We start from the raw sequence: 21,099 nt of genomic DNA on the forward strand, positions 1-21,099 counted from the left end.
AATATAAATATTTTCTTATTCTCAACACATGATTGATAAAAAAATAAATACTTTTTCTAAGTTTATTTACAATAAAAATAAATTATTTAGCCTCTCTATTTTCCTTTCTTTTAATATTTTATTCTTGACAGCATGTGCCAATAAAAAGGGGGATATACCCAATTATGACAAGCCTTATGTGTTGACCACTTTTACAATTTTGGCAGATCTCGCAAGAAATGTTGCTGGGGATAGAATTTTAGTTGAGTCAATTACAAAACCAGGAGCAGAAATCCATAGTTATCAATTTACACCCAGTGATATTGTTAAAACCAAAGGAGCAAAACTGATTATTCAAAATGGTTTAGGTCTTGAAGCTTGGATTACGAAATTCATGATGAGTGCGGGAGACATTCCCAAAATCAAATTAACAGATGGAATAAAGCCATTGTTGATAGAAGGAGATGTTTATGCAGGAAAACCAAATCCACATGCCTGGATGTCACCAAAAAGAGCTATGAATTATGTAGATAAAATAGCTGATGCTTTTATCAAGATCGATCCGGAGGGAGGTTTTGAATATAAATCGAACGCTTCAACCTATAAAGCTAAACTTGAATTGCTTGATAAAGAGCTAAGAGATTCTTTATCCTTAATTCCTAAAGAAAGAAGATTTTTGGTGACATGTGAAGGAGCATTTACTTACTTGGCCAGAGATTATGGAATGGAAGAAGGTTATTTGTGGCCTGTTAATTCTGAAAGTCAAGTAACCCCCAGACGCATGGTTAATTTAATAAAAACTATTAAAGATAAAAAAGTCCCTACGATTTTTTGTGAAAGCACTGTGAGTTCAGAAGCACAAATAGAAGTTGCAAAATCAAGTGGAGCTGTTTTTGGAGGTACGTTCTACGTTGATTCGCTCTCAGACTTAAATGGACCTGCTCCAACTTATATAGATTTACTTAGACACAATGTTGAATTAATTACTGAGGGCTTATCTCTCTCCGGAGCGAAAAAATAATGAATCCAATTTATAAAAGTCACGAAAAAGATTTTATGCGTATTGAAGCAGAACAGGTTTGCGTTGACTACAACGGTACAGTCGCACTTTATGACGCAAGTTTGAACTTAAAAGCTGGATCTATATGCGGCCTTGTTGGGATGAATGGTGCAGGTAAATCAACTTTCTTCAAAGCCCTGATGGGTTTTATTAGGCCGTCAAGGGGAAAAATAAGGATTAATGGAATTAAAGTTAATCAAGCGCAGAAGGAGCAAACGGTTGCCTATGTTCCACAAAACGAAGGAATAGATTATTCATTTCCCGTAAGTGTTTGGGATGTTGTGATGATGGGGAGATATGGCTCAATGAATATTTTTCGAATACCTCGAGAGTCTGATAAAAGAGCAGTTCTTCATGCTCTTGAAAGAGTTGATCTTTTGGATCTTATGGAAAGGCCAATTGGATCTTTATCTGGAGGACAACGCAAAAGAGCTTTTCTTGCAAGGGCAATTGCTCAACGGGCATCGGTACTTCTTTTGGATGAGCCTTTCTCTGGAGTTGATGTACCCACTGAAAAGCTTATGGCTGAGTTATTTCTTCAGTTTCGTCAGGAAGGTCACACTATTTTGATATCTACTCATGATTTGAATCACGTCAGAGATTTTTGTGATTTTGTAGTTCTAATAAATAAGACAGTTCTTGCGTATGGAAAAACCTCGGAAGTCTTTACATCGGAGAACATTCAAAAAACATTTGGAGGAACGCCGCCAAATCCTTTATCAGGTCCCCAGTCGAGTAAAGATTTTCTAAATGAATGAACTTTTGATATCCATCACGCCAACCAATTGGCTTTTGGATCCACTAGCTCATGACTTCATGAGAAGAGCATTAATGGTTAGTGCCCTAGTTGGCAGTGTTTGCGGCCTTTTATCTTGTTACATGACCTTAAAAGGTTGGGCCTTAATGGGTGATGCTGTTTCTCATGCTGTCATGCCAGGAGTAGTGGTTGCTTATGCCTTAGGTCTTCCTTTCTCTGTGGGTGCTTTTGTTTTTGGTGTGGGTTCAGTTGCTCTTATTGGATTTGTTAAACAGAAATCTAGGATTAAAGAAGACACAGTGATAGGTCTTGTTTTTACGGGTTTTTTTGCTTTAGGTATTGTATTGGTTTCCAAAATAAAAAGTAATATTGATCTTATGCAGATTCTTTTTGGGAGTCCACTAGGGATTTCTCGTTCAGATGTTAATCAGACTTTGATAATTTCCTTTATAGTCATATTTATTTTGCTTATCTTTAGAAAAGATTTAATGTTGTATTGTTTTGATGCTAAGCACGCGCGTTCTATAGGAATAAATACAGGTATACTTCATTATTTATTATTAACTTTATTATCTTTATCCGCAGTAGTAGGCTTGCAAACTGTTGGTATTATTCTAGTAGTAGCGATGCTTATTACTCCTGGCGCAACTGCATATTTGTTGACCGATCGTTTTGACAGAATGACTTTATTAGCTGTAATTAGCAGCTCTTTCTCAAGCATTTTAGGCGTTTATATTAGTTATTGGTCAGATATTGAAACAGGAGGTTCTATTGTTTTAGTGCAAACATTAATCTTTCTAATTGCGTTCTTATTTGCTCCAAGATATGGGATATTTAAAAACAAATCTTTAATTAATAATGATTGATTTTTTACAATTATGAGTAGCCTCTCTTCTGATCAAAAATGGAGTTGGTGGCCACTTTTACCGCTGTATCCTTACGGAAGAAAAAGAACATTATTCCGTGAATTAGTTCCTAACCAGATTTGGAGCTTTGAACAACTTCAAGGTATTTATTATGTTGCTGTCCCAGTGAGGTTATTAGTTGTAAGGGTAAAGAATGAATTGATGATAATTAATCCTCTTCCTCCTACAAAAGAATTGCTAAGGGATATAGATTTGCTTGAAAAAAAAATAGGACCTGTAAAAACGATTGTCTTACCTACGGCTTCCGGCTTAGAGCATAAAATTGGTCTTCCAGCTTTAGCAAGAGCTTTTCCTAATGCGAAATTATGGGTATGTCCTGGACAATTCAGTTTTCCTTTTCAACTTCCTTTCGATTGGCTAGGAATTCCATCTAATAGAACAAATATTTTATTAGCAGATGGATTCCCTTATGCTGATGACTGTGAATGGATTTCGTTAGGCCCTATTGATATTGGACTTGCACGTTTTCAAGAGATTTGTTGTTTTCATAAGCCATCAAAATCTTTATTAGTTACTGATGCACTTGTGGGTATTGAAGAGACCCCCCCAAAGCTTTTTGATTTAGATCCTACCCCTTTGTTGTTTCATTCAAGAGAGAAAGGTACTGAAGAGCTTATTGATACGCCAAGTGCAAGAAAAAAAGGATGGCTTCGTTTGGTCCTTTTTGCCTCTTACCTAAGACCTGAAAAATTGGAGATCCCCAAGATTAAAGAAATTTTTGGAAATTCTTTCAAGCGAAATTTAAGAAACAAAAGGGCACATTTTGGGATATATCCTTTTTCTTGGCAGAAAGGCTGGGAGTTGTCTGCAAAAAAACTTGTTGGGAAAAACACTCCTTTAATACAAATTGCTCCAGTAATAGAAAGACTGGTTTTTCCTAGAGCAAAAAAAGCTTTTATGATTTGGTTAAATAAAGTTGAATCTTTAAAAGGTATTTCATGGTTGATTTCTGCTCATTACAGTGAGAAAGTTAGATTCTCAAGAAATGAGATAAAAGAGTTGAAAAATAAAATTAATAAATATCAATGGGCTAATGATGAAGGAGATTTTGAATTTTTAAGTTCTTTAGATCAATTTTTGTTGAGAGTAGGCGTTGTACCTAAAGACCCTCTTAAAAAATTTTAGTGATTAAACTGCATCTGGGTCAACAGACATCTCTTCATCAGACAAGAGTGTTTCCTCTAACTGTTTTCTTTGCTCCATTTGTCTTAAGAAATAGCCAGTCATCATGGCAGAAGCTAATAAACTTGCCAAATTGTCCTTGCTAGAAGTTACTTTTACCTCAAACTGCTCTCCAGGAAGCATTCCAAGTAAGCCTTGAACGTTATGTCTTATTATTTCTTGGATTTCAGGGCTGGCAGATTTTGCAACTCTTTGAAGAACGTCTGCAGGTTGATCTTGTAAGTACTGGATTAGAGCATTTGCCTCATGACCCTCATTATTGTCAGTAGCTAAAAATTCAGGATTAAACATCCAGCTTTTTCAATTAAATATACACTATCGCAAAAAGTACTCCGATAAAATTTAATTTAGGTTATGGGAACCGAATAGGTCCTATTTTTTTTAATGGCCAGTACCTTGCAAGTGCAGTACCTATGAGATTTTTTTCTGGGAGAGCTCCCCATATGTGTGAGTCTAAACTGTTATTTCGGTTATCTCCTAACACCCAAAGTGAATAGTTAGGTACGTAAATCGCCTTCATTTCATATTGGATAGGTTCTTGAATCCATGGTTCATTGATTTCCTTCTCATTTCTGTAGAGCTTTCCATTTGTAACTTCTATTTTGTCACCAGGTAGTCCAACGATTCTTTTTATAAGCGCTGAGCCATCACTATATCCTGTCTCCGTAAGAATTTTCGGAGGTTTGAAAATAACAATAGTATTTAAATTTAGATGTTTTTTCAGTTTATGATTAATTCTTGGAGTTATTTTTTCTACCAAAATTCGGTCCTGAATTTGTAAGGTTGGAATCATTGATCCAGAGGGGATCCACCTCGGTTCAAGTGCTTGCCATCTTAATAAAAACGCAATTAATATCCAAACAAACAATCCTTTCCAACTATTTTGGTTCTGATCCTTTTTTGATCCTGTTGATGTCATGAATCTTTTTGTTTTTAGTTTCTCGTTGGAAAGTATTTTACAAAAATCGAAGTAGCTTTTCTTTTGGCAATTTCAATAGCACGTTACAACTTTTTTATTAGTTTAGAGCTCCTTAAAACTCTTGTAGCAAAGGGGGTGAAGCATTTTGTCCTTTGCCCTGGTAGTAGATCAGGCCCTCTTGCCTTGGCAGCAGCAAGTCTCTCTAGAAGAAAAAAATTGACTCTCATAACATCAGTTGATGAAAGGTCTGCGGCATTCCTTGCCTTGGGAATTAGTGCTGCAAGTGGAAAAGTAAGTGCTGTTGTTACAACTTCTGGAAGTGCCGTCGCAAATCTTTTGCCGGCTGCTGTTGAGGCAGATAGATCATGTCATCCTCTTTTATTTTTGACTGCAGATAGACCTCTTCGTTTAAAAGAATGTGGAGCGAATCAAGCAGTTAATCAACAGGATTTTTTGAGACCTGTTTGTAGACATTTTGATGAATCTCCAAAAGAAGGTATCCATTTGATTTCTAGGCAAAGACTCAACTTTCTGGTAGAAAATGCATTCAAAATGTCTACCAATAAGCCTGGCCCAGTCCATATTAACCTTGCTTATGAAGAACCTTTGCATCCTTCCGAAATTGATCAGAAAAAAGTTCTTGATGGATGGGTTGTTGAAGGATTTTTTAAGGATAAAGTTACTTCACAGAAGATTGAGGATGTTAAAAAATTTTCCTCTTTTGCACTACCAACTTTAGACCCGTTTTCTTTGGGAATAATTATTGTTGGACCATGGAGAGGCAAAGCAGAACAACTTGTTTCCTTTAGGTGCGCACTAAAAAAATGGCAAAAATTAACTGGATGGCCAATTCTTGCTGACCCGCTTTCTGGTGTTGAAAATGATCAAGAGGGCTTAATAAATCACTGGGATCTTTTTTTTTCAACAGGTTTATTTGAAAAAATTAAAGATATTCAAGTTTTACGCTTGGGTCCTATACCACCAAGTAGACAATTACAAACTTGGCTTGAAAAACCTGGAAAAGTTCAACTACTCATTACTGAGGGAGATTCTCGAAACCTTGATCCGATAGGTGTCTCAACTCAATTTAGTGAAGGTTTTTTTTGTTGGGTTGATAAATTACTTCAGAGTATTCAGACAAAGTCACCAATAGATAAAAAAAATGTTAATCAAAAGTTTACTAAAGAGCTTATAAAATATGATTTATTTATCCATGATTGGCTTGATAAAAGGTTATTCAGGAATGGGTTAATTACTGAACCCGCATTGGCGAGATTACTTCCTCGCTTGTTGCCAACTTCTACCCCCGTGATGCTTGCTTCAAGTAGTCCAATAAGAGATTGGTTAAGTTATTCGGGAGAGGGGGCTTCCCTGAGAAGGTGCTTTGGATTTAGAGGGGCATCAGGAATTGATGGGACACTCTCAATGGGTATGGGATTATCGATAATAATGGGAAGAATGGTTTTAGTAACAGGTGATTTAGCACTTCTTCATGATACAAATGGTTGGTTGTTCTCAAAGGATAAAAATATTAGTTTAATCGTAATCATGATTGATAATGGTGGTGGAGGAATATTTAATCAACTAAATATAGAAAAAATTCAAGAAGGAGATTTTGAAGAAATTTTTCTTATGCCTCAGCAAGTTTGTCATCTTACACTTGCTAAAGCCTATGGATTGAAATATAAACAAGTTGCTTGTTTGGATGATTTAGAACAAGCAATTGAATGGAGTTTTTCTTTGTCAACAAATGTATTAATAAGAGTTTGTACTAACTCTGCTGAAGACCATAAATTAAGAGTAAGTTTACGAGATGATCTAAAAAAAACATTATCTGAAATTATCAACTTTTGACTATTTTTATTTAAACAATGACTTTAGAACCTGCTACCCCTAAAAATATCTCTATCTCTAGAAGAGTTCTTCCTGGTGAAATTATTACCTCATGGAAAGCTGTTGGTGAATATAAAGATATCCTGCTAGACATTAGTCCTGAAGGAATTGCTCGCGTTGCGATAAATCGTCCTGACAAAAGAAATGCTTTTCGACCTCAAACAATTTCAGAGCTTTGTGATGCATTTATCAGAATAAGAGAAGATCCAAAAATAGGAGTGGTTTTATTCACAGGGGCAGGGCCTTCCAAAGATGGAAAGTTCGCTTTTTGTTCTGGCGGTGATCAGGCCATACGCGGAAGTGGAGGATACCTCGGTGATGATGGAATCCCGCGTTTAAATGTTCTTGATTTGCAACGTATAATTAGGAGCCTTCCTAAAGTAGTTATTGCCCTTGTTCCTGGCTTCGCAATCGGGGGGGGACATGTTTTACATTTGATCTGTGATTTGAGTTTGGCTGCAGATAATGCAATATTCGGCCAAACAGGACCTAAAGTTGGAAGCTTTGACGCAGGGTTTGGTTCAAGTTACTTAGCAAGGGTTGTAGGTCAAAAGAAGGCTAGAGAAATTTGGTTTCTATGCAGGAAATATGGGGCGAAGGAAGCATTAGATATGGGGTTGATAAATTCCATTTCACCAATTAATTTACTCGAGTCAGAAGGGGTTAAATGGGCTAGAGAAATACTTCAAAACAGTCCAACTGCAATAAAGTGTTTGAAATTTTCTTTTAATGCTGATACTGATGGATTAGCAGGTATCCAAGAGCTTGCTGGCCAGGCAACACATCTTTTTTATACTACTGATGAGTCAAAGGAGGGTAGAAATGCTTTTATGGAGAAGAGGGATCCTGATTTCTCCGAATCAAAATGGCTTCCATGATTTTATTTGGTTTATCCAAAGGATAAATCTTTCTTTTTTCATGAATTAAATGCGAATACTTTTTGCTGCTGCTGAATGCGCTCCAATGATAAAGGTTGGAGGTATGGGTGATGTTGTTGGTTCATTGCCTCCTGCGCTTAAAAAACTTGGACATGATGTTCGATTAATAATTCCAGGGTATGGAAAACTATGGGCTTTGATGGATATTGCTCCAGAACCTATTTTTCGGGCCAACACAATGGGTGTTGACTTCGCTGTTTTTGAAACAAGGCATCCCTCTAATGGGTTGCCAATTTATTTGGTTGGACACCCATGTTTTGATTCTGAGCGTATTTACGGAGGAGAAGATGAAGATTGGAGATTTACTTTTTTTGCCAGTGCAGTATCCGAATTTTCTTGGAATTCATGGAAACCACAAGTCCTCCATTGCCATGATTGGCATACTGGAATGATCCCAGTTTGGATGCATCAAGACCCTGAAATCAGCACGGTATTTACCATTCATAATCTCAAGTATCAAGGACCATGGAGATGGAAACTTGATCAGATAACTTGGTGCCCTTGGTATATGCATGGTGACCACACCATGGCATCAGCTATGTTGTATGCCGATAGGGTGAACGCGGTTTCTCCAACTTATTCAAGGGAAATAAGAACTTCTGAATATGGAGAAAAATTAGAGGGACTTTTAAATTATATTTCTGGAAAATTACGTGGAATATTAAATGGAGTTGATTTAGATGAGTGGAATCCAGAAACGGATAATTCATTGCCAGCTAAATTTAGTGTAGATAATCTTTCTGGTAGAGCAATTAATAAAAAAGTCCTTCAAGAAAGAATGGGACTTGAAGTGAACCCAGATAAATATCTTATGGGAATGGTTGGTAGACTTGTTGATCAAAAAGGTATTGACCTTTTACTACAGGTGGCTAATAGGCTTCTTTCTTATACTGACTCTCAGATCGTTGTTCTTGGCACAGGTGATCGATATTTAGAATCAGCTTTGTGGCAACTTGCAATTGAGTATCCCGGTCGTTTTTCTGTTTTTCTTACTTATGATGATGCATTATCACGGCTAATTTACGGAGGCGCTGATGCATTCCTAATGCCTAGTCGTTTTGAGCCATGTGGAATTAGTCAATTGTTAGCTATGCGTTATGGTGCTATTCCGATTGTTAGAAAAGTAGGTGGTTTGGTTGATACAGTAGAGCCCTACAATCCGATGAACGAAACAGGTTCCGGATTTTGCTTTGATAGGTATGAACCAATTGACTTCTATACAGCATTGGTTCGTTCCTGGGAAGCATATAGGCATCAAAAAAGTTGGAAGGAGTTACAAGTAAGAGCAATGTCAAATAAATATAGTTGGGATAGATCGGCGAAGGAATATGAATTAATGTATAAAGATGTTTGTGGAATTAAGGAGCCTTCTCCAGATGCAGCAGAGGTTGAAAAGTTTTCTTATGGCCAAGAAGCTGATCCTTCAAGAAAAGGGAAAAAAATAAAATTATAGTAATTTTGAGGATTTAGATTATTTTTCTTCTGTTCATTTTTGCATGGATATTACTTTTAAGGATTTAACAGAACTATGGGGGATGCCAGCTAATCAAAAAGAAACAGATCTTGATTTGCCAGTTGGTCGTATATCTACTGATTCGAGGACGACTGAGAAAGGTGATTTCTTTGTCCCTTTAGTAGGGACTTCATTTGATGGCCATGATTACTTGGATATGGCTTTTGATATTGGTATACAGGGAGCTATAGTTTCAGAACAATTTCATGGTTTGGTTCCAAATGACCTGCCTCACTGGGTAGTCCCAGATACTTTGTACGCCTATCAACAGATCGCATTGCTGCATCGGAGAAATTTAAATCTTCCGGTAGTTGCTGTTACTGGTTCTGTTGGTAAAACAACTACAAGAGAATTGATTAGGGCAACACTGTCTCCTCTTGGTGAAATTGTTTCAAGCAGAGGGAATGAAAATAATGATGTAGGCGTTCCAAAAACACTGCTTAGAGGTTCTGTAACAGATGCTGCATTTGTTCTTGAAATGGGTATGCGTGGTTTCGGCCAAATTCAACGTCTCTCTCGTGCTTCTGAACCTGATATTGCTGTAATTACCAATATAGGACAAGCTCATATTGGTATTCTTGGAAGTAGAGAAAATATTGCAAAAGCGAAGTCGGAAATCACCTCAAGCCTAAGTCCAGATGGTGTTGTGATTATTCCTTTCGGTGACAAACTTTTAGAAAAAGCTTTATTAGAAAAATGGTCAGGACGTATTGTTCGCCTAGCAATAGAGGGCTTTTCTATGAATTGGTTGGATTATAATGATGACTATTTCCCTTCTCAAGATATTGAGCCAGATTATATTGCTCAAGTTGATATGCAAAATAATTCAATGCTTTTTGAAGGAAGTAAATTTAAATTGCCCCTTGAAGGAAGACACAATGCTATGAATTTTTTTATGGCATTGACCGTTGCAAGAGAATTAGGACTATCAATAAAGAATATTGATCAATTAAAATTAAATATGCCCATGGGAAGAAATAGCTTGGTTGATTGTGGTCAATATTTAGTTTTAGATGAGACTTATAATGCATCTCCTGAATCTGTTCTGGCTTCTTTAGAGTTATTAGTAAGCAAGCCTGGTAGACATTTTGCAGTTTTAGGTACGATGCTTGAATTGGGCTCTGAGAGTGCTTTACTTCATCAGAAAGTTCTTAAAAGAGCTATTGAATTAGGTCTTACGGGAATTGTTTTTGTCTCTTGTGATGAGGAGACTACTATCATAGAAAATACAATCAAAGAATTACCAAATCATAGTGTTGTTAGAACGCCAAAAGATGCTGCCAACTCACTATTATCGTGGCTTTTACCGGGAGATAATATTTTAATTAAAGGTAGTCGTAAGTTAGAATTGGAAAAAGTATTACCATTTTTACATCAATAATGTCGTTGTTGTTAATTAGTCTTAGTTCTAATAATTGCTTTTGACCTTTCAACGACTAAGCTTTTATCAGGAACATCTTTGCTTATGGTTGATCCTGCACCTATGGTTACGTGTGATCCTATCTTGATTGGTGCAACTAGGACTGAATTAGCACCTGTTTTTGAATAATCATCAATAATTGTTTTATGTTTATTCTTGCCATCAAAATTAGCTGTAATAGTCCCTGCTCCAATATTAATATTCTTTCCGAGAGTTGAATCACCTAAATAGCTTAAATGATTGATTTTTGTTCCTTCACCAATAAAACTTTTTTTTATTTCTACAAAGTTCCCTATTTTAGAATTATCACTTATTTTTGATTCTGGCCTTATGTGAGCGAAAGGACCTATAGATGTATTGTTTCCAATCTTGGCTTCATTGATGAATGAGTGAATGGCAAAAACATTTTCCGCAAGTGTTGAATTTGTTATAACACTACCTGGTCCTAGATGACATCCATTGCCAATATTACATTTACCACGAAGATGTGTTTGTGGCTCAATAATTACGTCTGTGCCAAAGGTCGTATCCTCGCTCAGCGAACAGCTAATAGGATCAACGAATGTAACTCCTTTTCTCATCCATGAGGATTTAAGTTTTTTTTGGATGAAGTGTTCGCATTCAGATAGTTGAATTCTATCATTAATCCCTTTGATTTCAAATGGATTATCTACCTCAAAATGCAATGCTTTTTTGAGTAAACTTATTGTGTCTGTAAGGTATATTTCATTTTGACTGTTTTTGTTAGATAATAAGTTTAAAACATCTAATAATTCCCGCCAATCAAAACAATAAATACCCGCATTTATTAATTTATTTTTTCGCTGTTCATTGGTGCAATCTCTCTCTTCGATGATACGTTTCACCAGTCCAGATTCATCTGTGAATACTCGCCCATATCCTTTTGGAGAGTCTAAATTTGCAGATAAAAAAGTTACACTCGCATTAGACTCTTTGTGAAGTTTTAAGAGCGAACTTAGAGTTTTTTCTTTTAGCAGTGGAACATCGCCATTCAATACTAAAAGTTCTCCATTAAATCCCTCTAACCTAGGTCTTAATTGTTGGATCGCGTGTCCAGTACCATTTTGAGGTTGCTGAAGAACAAAATCTAAATCCTTATGATTTTTTAAGGAGTCCTCTACTAAGTCGGCCTGATGTCCTACGACTATTAATTTGTGGTTTGGCTTGAGCCCTTGAGTGCAAGACAAAACCCTATCAATAAGTGATTTCCCAGCTAAAGGGTGAAGAACTTTAGGCAGATTACTTTTCATTCGCGTACCTTTCCCAGCCGCTAAAATTGCGATGGCAAGCATTAGAGTCCTTTTTTGAAGAAATCTAATCGCTTTATAACTATTGCGCAGTATTCCACCGTTTTCTCCATGAGGAAGTGCTTATTAATTGACTTTTAGATTGTTCTATTTCTCTTGTTGAAATAATTTCTTTACAGCTTCCTTTCCCTGTTGGATCTCTATAAGGAATTGATGAACGAGTGGCAAGGTGTTCTATTTCCCTGGTACTTAAGTCTTTGAAATGACAATTTCCTGAAATATTATGTTGTTCTATTTTCTTTTTCATGGCAACTGTCCCTGAGCTCCATTTGTGTTGGTCATCGATTGAGGGAGCTATCGAATAGATTTTTAAACCAGCTCTTATGAAGGTCGCTCTAATGGAGGCAGCAGTTGAATATGTGATCAAGCGTCCTTTTACAGATAACCTCTCGGTTAATAAAGAGATGAATTCCTCACTCCATAGCTCGGGACACTTTTGTGGAGAAAAAGGATCAAGAAGAATTAAATCAAACCTTAAAGAATCTCGTATTTCATAAATCTTTTGTCTTGCATCTCCCCAATGAATACTTCCCTCGCTAAAACCGTCAGTCCATTTACCTGATTTTTTTAGGCAATTAAAAAAATGCAATACTTTTAGAGACCAAATCCTCTGAAATTTTTTTTCATTAAGAGCAAGACTTAGAGGCCTTTGATCAATCTCGAGCCCATGCCATTCAGTCTGTATGTTACTTTGAAATAATTTTTCGAGAATACATCCAGTGTTATAACCCAATCCCAAGCAAACATCTAAAATAACTATCTTTTTTGTGGTGGAAAAATTTTCTAATTGAGCTGGTAATAAATATTTGGCGATTGACTCTCTCAGCGCTCCGTCTTTATCATGAAACCCTTCTTCATAGTTCAAGCTGTAAAGACTTAAACTACCATCTTTTGTTGGAAGTATTTTAAAATCATTCAATTCTATGAAATGCTAATTTTTTTGTTGAAGTCTCATAAGATCATTCCAAAAATCGGGGTATGAGATTGCTGCAGCGTCACTACGCCTTAATGTCGAATTAGAATTAGCCATTATCGATGCAATAGCTAAACTCATGGCAATACGGTGATCATCTTCGCTATCAAGCTCGCATCCTTTTAAATTATTCCCTCCATAAATAGTTAACCCGTCTTGATGTTCATCTACTTTTGCTCCCATTCTTTGTAATTGCCTGGCCATTACTGCTAAACGATCAGTCTCTTTGACTCTCAATTCACTTGCTCCTTTTATTTGACTAATACCGTTACAAAAACATGCTGCTACAGATAATATTGGTATTTCGTCTACTAGTCGAGGCATTATCTCTTCATCAATTTTAAATGGCTTCAAGTTTTCTTTGTAACAAACTTCAATGTCTCCTACAGGTTCACCGGCTACATCTCTTTTGTTTATTACATTGATATTTGCTCCCATTGTTTCTAATACGTCAAGTATTCCAGTTCTTGTTGGATTTAGACCAACATTTTCAATGATTAATTCTGATCCGGGTATGATACTAGCTGCAACGAGCCAAAACGCGGCAGAGCTAATGTCACCTGGGACTATAATTGATTGACCTTTTAGATCTTTCCCCGGTGAAACAGTTATATGTCTACCCATTTCACCACCTACTTCTAGGTTGGCTCCAAAGGCTTTTAACATTCTTTCGCTATGATCTCTTGATCTTGCAGGTTCAATAACAGTAGTTGAACCTTCTGCATTAAGAGCAGCAAGTAGGATAGCAGATTTTATCTGAGCACTTGCTACTGGAGTGCCGATTACGGCACCTCTTAATTTCCTTCCAATAATTGATAGAGGAGCGAGGTCTCCCCCACGTCTCCCAGAAATATTGGCCCCCATCATTTTTAACGGCTGTCCTACCCTTTTCATTGGCCTGCTTCGGAGCGATTTATCTCCTGTAAGAATGAAATGATGATTTTCTTGGCCAGCTAATAATCCCATTATTAATCTCATGGTTGTTCCTGAGTTTCCACAATTCAAAATATCTTGTGGTTCTTTAAAACCATTTAAGCCAACACCATTGACTTCAACAATTTCTCCTTTTTTAATTTGACTAATATTTACACCCATTGACCTCAAGCATTCAGCGGTGCTAATGGGATCTTCTGCAGGTAATAGGCCCTCAATTATTGTTTTCCCTTTAGCAATAGCACCAAATAAAAGAGCACGATGTGATATGGATTTATCTCCAGGTACTTTTACTTTCCCAAAGAGTTCCCCTCCTTTTTGAAGATTTCTTAAAGACTGATCTTTCGTGGGAACTTTCAATTAAAAAACAATCAATTTTCTTTATTTTATTTATCGATATGCTTAATTTCCTATTTATGAATTGTTTATTTGTTTTTGACGCATTAGTTCATCGATGACGTAACCAAATAATTCAGGACTGGGTTGGGTGTTTTCTATCTCGGATAATCCTAGCTCCGCCCATCTTTCATCAACTTTGTCTTCAAGTTCTTTCGGCCTTGTTAATGGTTTTCCCCACTCATGATTTTTTTCTGGCCCAATCTTTGTCGTTGCATCAATTGCTAATCTTCCTCCTAAGCCAATGTTCTCACTTGCGAAGTCAAGGGAATCAAAAGGAGTATTTTCGAGAATGAATAAATCTCTTTGAGGATCAACCTGACTGGATAAGACCCAAACAACTTGTCTAGGATCTCTTACATTGATAGTTGAGTCGACAACAACGACAAATTTTGTATAAGTGAATTGGGGTAATGCACTCCAAAAGGCCATTGCAGCTCTTTTAGCTTGTCCTGGATACGCCTTATCAATTGAGATAACGGCTAATTTATAACTCAAGGCTTCCATTGGAAGGAAGAAATCAACAATTTCAGGGATTTGTTGCTTAAGTATTGGTGTATAAATTCGATTTAAGGCTATTGCTAGCATCGCCTCTTCTTTTGGAGGCCTACCACTGAACGTTGTTAAAAATATTGGTTTTTTTCTTTGGGTCATGCAGTGGAATCTTATTAAGGGTGAAGACTCAGCTCCTCCATAGAATCCCATATGGTCTCCAAAAGGACCATCTATCATTTCTTCTCCAGGAGATATTGATCCTTCTAAAACTATTTCACTGTGACTTGGTACCTGAAGATCGATGGTTTTGCATTTCGTTAATCGAACACCCTCTCCTGCATATAAACCCGCAAAAAGCCATTCACTAAGCTGCACTGGAATTGGAGTGGCTGCAGCCATAACAAGAAGTGGATGTACTCCAATAGCAACTGCAACTTCTAGTTTCTTGTTCATGGCAGCAGCTTTGCGAAGATGCCTGGCTCCTCCTCTTACACTTAACCAATGAACTGTCATGCTCTTACCTGATTGTCTTTGGAGCCGGTAAACGCCAACGTTAGGTACGCCTGTCTCAGGATCTTTGGTGATGACCAGACCCAATGTAATAGCTCCTCCTGCATCCTCAGGCCATGGTCGTAAAAGTGGTAAATGATTTAGATCCAAATCTTTTTCACCTATGACTTTTTGATGACATGGTGGTAAGAGATCAATATCAGGACGTGCTTTGAGTAGATCCCAAGCAACTGAGGCAAAAGCTTTGGTTTCTTTAAATCCTTTTGGAGGCCTTGGCTGTTGAAGAAGTGCTAATTTTTTTCCTAAATCCTCCAATTCTTCTTGCTTTTCCAATCCCATACTCCATACAACACGCTCCATCGTCCCAAGTAGATTGACAGCGACAGGCATTGATGAACCTTTTACGTTTTCAAAAAGAAGAGCAGGTCCTCCCATCCCCAGGACTCGATCACTTATTGCCGCTATTTCCAAATCACTATCAACTTCACTGCTTATTCTCTTTAATTGACCTTTGCTTTCCAAAAGAGAGAGAAAATCTCTGATGTCACGTGTAAGAGGTTCTTGACGAAATAATTTCATGAAGGTCTGCACGATTAATCTAATTATCTAGTTACTGTGACGCAAGTTCTCAGCGTTTGTGGAAATGAAACTTTCTTATTTTTCTGTAGCAGCAGATGTGCCAAGTGGAATTATCCCTGAATCTTCTGTAGTAATCGATGTGCTCAGAGCAACAACAACAATTGCTTGGGCTCTAGAAAATGGTGCCGATTCAGTACAAGTATTTGCAGATGTTGATGAACTTAAAAATGAGGCAAAGTCTTTCTCAGAAAAGGATAAAATTCTTGTAGGAGAGAGAGGAGGAAAAAAATTAGAGGGGTTTGACTTGGGAAATTCTCCATTAGGAGTTTCAACTGAAAATGTAAGAGGAAAAAGAGTTTTTATGAGCACTACTAATGGAACAAGATCACTTCATCGTGTTAGGGAATCCAAAAGTTTGTACACAATGGCACTTCCGAACAGAAAAGCTATTGCTGAAAGATTGAAAAGTGACAATCCAAGTGAAGTTTGGATTGTGGGTAGTGGATGGGAAGGCTCTTACTCTCTTGAAGATTCTTTGGCCGCCGGAGCTTTAGCCTCTCTTTTAATCAATCAATTAGAGTCCGTACAAGTATTGAATGATGAACTAATGGCCTCTATCGCATTGTGGAAAACTTGGGAGAATGATGTTGAAGGATGTTTACGTATTGCAAGTCATGGACAAAGACTTGCAGGAATAGGTAATCATGATGATGATTTCGCTTGTTGTGCCTCTTTGGACAATCTTTCTGTTATTCCCAAACAGACTGAGATGGGCGTACTTCGCTCAAACTAACTTTTAAATTATTTTTTTTTTAACTCAGTGTCAGATTTTTTGGCTGCGGCCCTACAGTTAACCAGTACCTCAGATATAGATGCAAACCTCAATGCGGCAGAAGAACAAATTGAGTTAGCGTCGAGGCGTGGGGCCGATCTTGTTGGGCTTCCTGAAAACTTTGCTTTTTTGGGTGAGGATCAAAAAAAACTAAAAATTGCATCATCAATCTATGAAAAATGTAATAGCTTTTTAGTCACAATGGCCAGGAGATATCAGGTTGTTTTGCTTGGAGGTGGTTTTCCTGTCCCTGCTGGTGATGGAGAAAGAACTTTAAACAGAGCAGAATTATTTGGAAAAGATGGTCAATCCTTAGCTAGATATGACAAGATTCATTTGTTTGACGTTGATCTTCCTGAAGGTAACACGTACAGAGAATCTGAAACCATTTTGTCTGGAGATCAATCTCCACCTGTTGTAGATGTTCCAGGTCTTTGCAAAATCGGATTGTCTATTTGTTATGACGTTAGATTCCCTGAGCTTTATCGAGATTTGGTCAATAAGGGTGCAGATTTATTAATGATTCCCGCTGCTTTCACTGCTTTTACTGGTAAAGATCACTGGCAAGTATTACTTCAAGCAAGAGCCATAGAAAATACTGCTTATGTTGTTGCACCAGCCCAAACTGGTCGCCACTATGGCAGAAGACAAAGTCATGGGCATGCGATGGTCATTGATCCATGGGGAACAGTCCTTGCAGATGCAGGGGTTGTTCAGGGAGCTGCAATAGCACCTGCTGACCAAAAAAGAGTTGAGAGAATTAGAGGACAAATGCCTAGTCTAAAACATCGAAAAACAGAGCTTTTTATTTGATGTTTAAAGATCAATCTTTAAAGTCAAAATTGGTATTTTTTGCAGGATTTGTTTTTTGTTCCAATCTTTTTATTCCTTTACCAATAAGATCTGCTAGTGCGCTTGCAGCTTGGGCTTTGACCAGTAATGGAAGCCTGAAATTAAGAACTTCTTCTGGAACTAACTTAGATGCTTTTTATCAATCATCAACTACAGATATAGGTGAAAGAGTATGGATTGACTTTCCCGGAGAATTAAGCAGACCTAGAACTATTAAAGGCAATGGATCAGTTAAGGAAATTAGACTAGGAAAGCCTTCAAAGGGTAAAACAAGGCTTGTTATAGAATTCAATCCATCAGTTGAATTAGAACACTCAAAATTACAATTAATTGGCACTTCACCAAACAATTGGGAGTTGAAATTAATTGGTTTAGAAAGTAATTCTTTTCGTTCTATAGAAGAGGGTAATATCTTAAGAAATTCCATAAAGAGAACTTATGAAGTAATAAAGAATGAAGATTTAGATATTTCCTCCTTACCTAATGTTCCTTATGGAAAGTATAAAGTTGTTTTAGATCCAGGTCATGGTGGAACAGACCCTGGAGCTGTTGGAATAAATGGGTTACGAGAGACTGATATTGTTTTAGAGGTCTCGAAGAGTGTTTCAGTATTCCTATCAAAGAAAGGGGTTAAAACATTACTCACTAGGAACTATGAGAGAACATTAGACTTACAACCAAGAGTTACTAAAGCCAATAATTCAAAAGCAGATGCTTTTGTAAGTATTCATGCAAATGCAACAAGAGGAAGGCGGAAAGATGTAAATGGTTTAGAGACTTATTATTACTCTGGTTTTAGAGGCTATTCTCTAGCAAAAAATATTCAAAAACAGATCTTAATTTTTTCTCCTCAAAGCCCTGATAGGGGGGTTCGTAGATCTCGCTTTTATGTGATTAGAAAAACTTCTATGCCTGCAGCTTTAGTAGAGATTGGATTTGTTACTGGTATGTATGATGCAGATTTGTTACGTCAAAAAGGTTACAGAGATAAAATGTCTTTTGCTATTGCAAAGGGAATACTGAATTATCTCAAAGTTTCGAATTAGGTATGCGTCTTGGATTATTCGATAGTGGTGTTGGGGGCTTCACGGTTTTAAAAAAGGTGATTCAATTATGTCCAAATTCTTCATTTATATATTTGGCTGATACGGCAAGACTTCCTTATGGATTGAAGACACCTGATGAGATCATGCAAATTGCTGAAGAAATATCGTCTTGGTTTAGTCAGCAAAATATCGATGCTTTTTTGGTTGCTTGCAACACAACTAATGCAATAGCATTGGATTTGCTCAAGAAGAATTTAGATGTTCCTGTTTTTGACTTGATTGGCTCTGCAGCTTCAACTATCCAAGAATCAAGGGTGGGTGTTATCGCTACACCCTCTACAGTGAGAACAAAGGCTTATACAAATGCGATTTTAAAATATAAGCCAAAAACTTTTGTGATTGAGCAACCATGTCCGGAATTTGTGCCAATGATTGAAATGGATAATATTAATTCAGAGGATATTACTAATGTTGCAATTAGATATTTACAACCTCTCTTAAATCAGAAAATTGATACTTTAATTCTTGGATGTAGTCATTATCCTCTAATTACCCCTTTACTCACTAAGATATTACCTTCCAGTGTTAAATTGATAGACCCTGCTGAAGCTCTTTCTTTGAAATTAAAGTTGTTTATTGATTCAAAAATGAGCAATTTTTCAAAGAAACAATTTTTAGTTGAATCAAAGTTTTATGTGACCTCCGATCAAAAGCATTTTCTTCTTAAAGCCAAGCATTGGTTAAACGTGTTTCCTGAAGTTAATCTCGTTTCACTGCAGAAGAAGGGTTGTGTCTCTTAATATCAAAAAGCAGAGCGCTTCTATGACCACAGCCACGGAAATTCTTCAACCTGTAGAACTTGATCTAGAAGCTTTGCTTTTGGATCTACGCAGCCTTATAGGTGCTGGACACCCTATTTTGCAGGCGGCTGCAGAACACCTATTTAGCGCAGGGGGAAAACGTTTAAGACCCGGAATTGTGCTATTGATTTCAAGAGCCTTGACTACTGAAAAGGATCTTCCTTTGAAGCATAGAAAATTAGCCCAAATCACGGAGATGATTCATACCGCTTCCCTGGTGCACGATGACGTTGTTGATGAAGCAGATATCCGAAGAGGTGTTGAAACCGTACACAGCCGATTTGATCCAAGGATAGCTGTACTTGCAGGGGATTTTCTGTTTGCACAAGCGAGTTGGCATTTAGCAAATCTTGAAAATTTAGATGTTGTTAAATTGTTAAGCAGGGTAATTATGGATCTAGCTGAAGGAGAAATAAAACAGGGCCTAAATAGATTTGACTCTAGTCAATCATTTGAGGGTTATTTAGAGAAAAGTTATTGTAAAACTGCTTCCCTTATTGCTAATAGCTCAAAGGCGATTGGTGTTTTATCCGATGTAGATCAGGAGAGCTTGGATTCGCTCTATTTCTATGGAAGACAGTTAGGATTAGCTTTTCAAGTGGTTGATGACATTCTCGATTTTACTGGTAATGATGAACAGCTAGGGAAACCAGCGGCAAGTGATCTGCAAAGTGGTTACCTTACTGCGCCTGTTTTCTATGCGTTGGAGGAGAATCCAACTCTTGGCGAACTTATTAATGCTAAATTCTCCCAAAAAGATGATCTTGATAAGGCTCTTTCTCTAGTAAGGGATTCAAGTGCGATTAGGAAATCAAGAGAATTAGCAGAGAAATTTGCTTCTGAGTCTAAAGATTCAATTTCTTGGTTACCAGAATCACCATCAAAAAAAGCATTGCTTGAATTGCCTGAATTCGTTATTAGCAGGCTTTATTAATTAGAAAGTCATTTAATATTTTCTCAATTTCTTTTAGATGATTTATTTCGCTTAAATTTTTGTTTTGTTGAAAAATTTCTTGTTTCGGAAGGTCATTATTGTTCTCTTTTAAAAAGAAAACAAAACATCCTGCTTCAAGTGCTGAAGATACTCCGGAGATTGAATCTTCAATAGCCCAGCATTCTTGAGGCGCAATATTTAATTTTTCAGCAGCTAAAAGATATGGATCAGGAGCAGGTTTCCCTTTGTATAGTTGTTCGTCATCACCAAGAATCCTTATAGAAAATAGATTCATCCATTTATGTGGGGAAGTTTTAATTTCGACAGATTCATTGCTGCTACTTGTCACTAATGCCATTGGGATATTGTGTTCATAACACCTTTTGACTAAACTCTCTCCTCCAGGCATTGCTTGCGCTTTAAGAATGAGTTTCTTTGAAATGGGTTTATGTAGTTTCAGTAAGTCTTCTACTTTGACTTTCTTAGGAATCAATTTAAGCAATTCATTCGCACAATCAATTCTTCTTCGGCCTCTTAGGAGTTTTAATTGGCTTTGAGTTAAATTTAGATCAAAAAACGCAGCTGTTTCTTTCCATGCCTGTCCATGTAAGGGTTCTGAATTAATTAAAACTCCATCAAGATCAAATAAAAATGCTTTAGGAAAATTCCAATCTTTCTTCATTGTGAATTTGTTTTAAATAAGAGTTTCACTATCCAAGCCTTTTGCTCAGAAATAGCTTGAATGCAATAAATGAAAAGTTGTTTTTATCTTTC

Annotated in this window: 19 protein-coding genes and 1 pseudogene; 13 read left to right on the plus strand and 7 right to left on the minus strand. The window is 37.0% G+C overall.

Features of this window, described 5'->3' with window-relative positions; all coding sequences use genetic code 11:
• Window positions 1-28: 28 nt before the first annotated feature.
• The 4 genes from AC6EIW_RS00190 to AC6EIW_RS00205 are packed head-to-tail and all read left to right on the plus strand — an operon-like array spanning window position 29 to window position 3,847.
• Window positions 29-1,000, plus strand: a complete 972-nt coding sequence (locus tag AC6EIW_RS00190) for a metal ABC transporter substrate-binding protein (protein WP_498520648.1) — start codon at window positions 29-31, stop codon at window positions 998-1,000.
• Window positions 1,000-1,797, plus strand: a complete 798-nt coding sequence (locus AC6EIW_RS00195) for a metal ABC transporter ATP-binding protein (protein WP_498520649.1) — start codon at window positions 1,000-1,002, stop codon at window positions 1,795-1,797. The genes AC6EIW_RS00190 and AC6EIW_RS00195 overlap by 1 nt, the downstream gene beginning before the upstream one ends.
• Window positions 1,790-2,662, plus strand: a complete 873-nt coding sequence (locus AC6EIW_RS00200; RefSeq protein WP_498520650.1) for a metal ABC transporter permease — start codon at window positions 1,790-1,792, stop codon at window positions 2,660-2,662. Before AC6EIW_RS00195 ends, AC6EIW_RS00200 begins: the two co-directional genes overlap by 8 nt.
• 12 nt (window positions 2,663-2,674) lie before the next feature.
• Window positions 2,675-3,847 carry a DUF4336 domain-containing protein gene (locus tag AC6EIW_RS00205; protein ID WP_498520651.1) on the plus strand — a complete coding sequence of 391 codons (1,173 nt, stop codon included), beginning with the start codon at window positions 2,675-2,677 and terminating at the stop codon, window positions 3,845-3,847.
• A gap of 3 nt (window positions 3,848-3,850) precedes the next feature.
• Here AC6EIW_RS00205 and AC6EIW_RS00210 read toward each other — a convergent pair whose 3' ends face one another.
• Window positions 3,851-4,195, minus strand: a complete 345-nt coding sequence (locus AC6EIW_RS00210) for a DUF760 domain-containing protein (protein ID WP_498520652.1) — start codon at window positions 4,193-4,195, stop codon at window positions 3,851-3,853.
• Window positions 4,196-4,256: 61 nt separating this feature from the next.
• Window positions 4,257-4,823, minus strand: a complete 567-nt coding sequence (gene lepB / locus AC6EIW_RS00215; RefSeq protein WP_498520653.1) for a signal peptidase I — start codon at window positions 4,821-4,823, stop codon at window positions 4,257-4,259.
• 63 nt (window positions 4,824-4,886) lie between these two features.
• On the opposite strand from lepB, the pseudogene menD reads away from it, so the two are divergent.
• The 4 genes and pseudogenes from menD (at window position 4,887) to AC6EIW_RS00235 (ending at window position 10,548) form a co-directional block, all read left to right on the plus strand.
• Window positions 4,887-6,720: pseudogene (menD, locus tag AC6EIW_RS00220) on the plus strand (2-succinyl-5-enolpyruvyl-6-hydroxy-3-cyclohexene-1-carboxylic-acid synthase).
• Complete coding sequence (gene menB, locus AC6EIW_RS00225) at window positions 6,695-7,594, plus strand: 1,4-dihydroxy-2-naphthoyl-CoA synthase (RefSeq protein ID WP_498520654.1); 900 nt, start codon at window positions 6,695-6,697, stop codon at window positions 7,592-7,594. Before menD ends, menB begins: the two are co-directional and overlap by 26 nt.
• Before the next feature lie 49 nt (window positions 7,595-7,643).
• Window positions 7,644-9,107 carry a glycogen synthase GlgA gene (glgA, locus tag AC6EIW_RS00230; RefSeq protein WP_498520655.1) on the plus strand — a complete coding sequence of 488 codons (1,464 nt, stop codon included), beginning with the start codon at window positions 7,644-7,646 and terminating at the stop codon, window positions 9,105-9,107.
• A gap of 43 nt (window positions 9,108-9,150) precedes the next feature.
• Window positions 9,151-10,548, plus strand: a complete 1,398-nt coding sequence (locus AC6EIW_RS00235) for a UDP-N-acetylmuramoyl-tripeptide--D-alanyl-D-alanine ligase (protein WP_498520656.1) — start codon at window positions 9,151-9,153, stop codon at window positions 10,546-10,548.
• Window positions 10,549-10,559: 11 nt separating this feature from the next.
• Here AC6EIW_RS00235 and glmU read toward each other — a convergent pair whose 3' ends face one another.
• Genes glmU through AC6EIW_RS00255 form a run of 4 tightly spaced genes read right to left on the minus strand, consistent with a single transcriptional unit; the run spans window position 10,560 to window position 15,801 of the window.
• Entirely contained in the window at window positions 10,560-11,900 is a 1,341-nt protein-coding gene (gene glmU / locus AC6EIW_RS00240; protein ID WP_498520657.1) for a bifunctional UDP-N-acetylglucosamine diphosphorylase/glucosamine-1-phosphate N-acetyltransferase GlmU, read from the minus strand.
• A gap of 37 nt (window positions 11,901-11,937) precedes the next feature.
• Window positions 11,938-12,834 (minus strand): MnmC family methyltransferase, encoded by an 897-nt coding sequence (locus AC6EIW_RS00245; protein WP_498520658.1) that lies wholly within the window; start codon window positions 12,832-12,834, stop codon window positions 11,938-11,940.
• Window positions 12,835-12,846: 12 nt separating this feature from the next.
• On the minus strand, window positions 12,847-14,181 hold the full coding sequence (gene aroA, locus AC6EIW_RS00250) for a 3-phosphoshikimate 1-carboxyvinyltransferase (RefSeq protein ID WP_498520659.1): 1,335 nt from the start codon (window positions 14,179-14,181) through the stop codon (window positions 12,847-12,849).
• 54 nt (window positions 14,182-14,235) lie between these two features.
• Window positions 14,236-15,801 (minus strand): UbiD family decarboxylase, encoded by a 1,566-nt coding sequence (locus AC6EIW_RS00255; protein WP_498521657.1) that lies wholly within the window; start codon window positions 15,799-15,801, stop codon window positions 14,236-14,238.
• Between the two features lie 64 nt (window positions 15,802-15,865).
• Here AC6EIW_RS00255 and AC6EIW_RS00260 point away from each other — a divergent pair, with 64 nt between their 5' ends.
• From AC6EIW_RS00260 to sds, 5 genes are read left to right on the plus strand one after another with little or no spacing between them, the layout of a single operon-like run.
• Entirely contained in the window at window positions 15,866-16,594 is a 729-nt protein-coding gene (locus tag AC6EIW_RS00260; RefSeq protein WP_498520660.1) for a 2-phosphosulfolactate phosphatase family protein, read from the plus strand.
• 27 nt (window positions 16,595-16,621) lie between these two features.
• Window positions 16,622-17,446: a carbon-nitrogen hydrolase family protein gene (locus AC6EIW_RS00265; RefSeq protein WP_498520661.1), complete on the plus strand. Its 825-nt coding sequence runs from the start codon at window positions 16,622-16,624 to the stop codon at window positions 17,444-17,446.
• Window positions 17,446-18,531: an N-acetylmuramoyl-L-alanine amidase gene (locus AC6EIW_RS00270; RefSeq protein WP_498520662.1), complete on the plus strand. Its 1,086-nt coding sequence runs from the start codon at window positions 17,446-17,448 to the stop codon at window positions 18,529-18,531. Before AC6EIW_RS00265 ends, AC6EIW_RS00270 begins: the two co-directional genes overlap by 1 nt.
• Before the next feature lie 2 nt (window positions 18,532-18,533).
• A complete protein-coding gene (gene murI, locus AC6EIW_RS00275) occupies window positions 18,534-19,331 on the plus strand; it encodes a glutamate racemase (RefSeq protein ID WP_498520663.1) in 798 nt (265 codons plus the stop codon).
• A 22-nt stretch (window positions 19,332-19,353) separates the two neighbouring features.
• On the plus strand, window positions 19,354-20,325 hold the full coding sequence (gene sds, locus AC6EIW_RS00280) for a solanesyl diphosphate synthase (RefSeq protein WP_498520664.1): 972 nt from the start codon (window positions 19,354-19,356) through the stop codon (window positions 20,323-20,325).
• Here sds and AC6EIW_RS00285 read toward each other — a convergent pair.
• Complete coding sequence (locus tag AC6EIW_RS00285) at window positions 20,309-21,007, minus strand: HAD family hydrolase (RefSeq protein ID WP_498520665.1); 699 nt, start codon at window positions 21,005-21,007, stop codon at window positions 20,309-20,311. The two genes, sds and AC6EIW_RS00285, sit on opposite strands and share 17 nt — an antisense overlap.
• Window positions 21,008-21,099: the final 92 nt, after the last annotated feature.

It is taken from the genome of Prochlorococcus sp. MIT2308, from assembly GCF_059772345.1.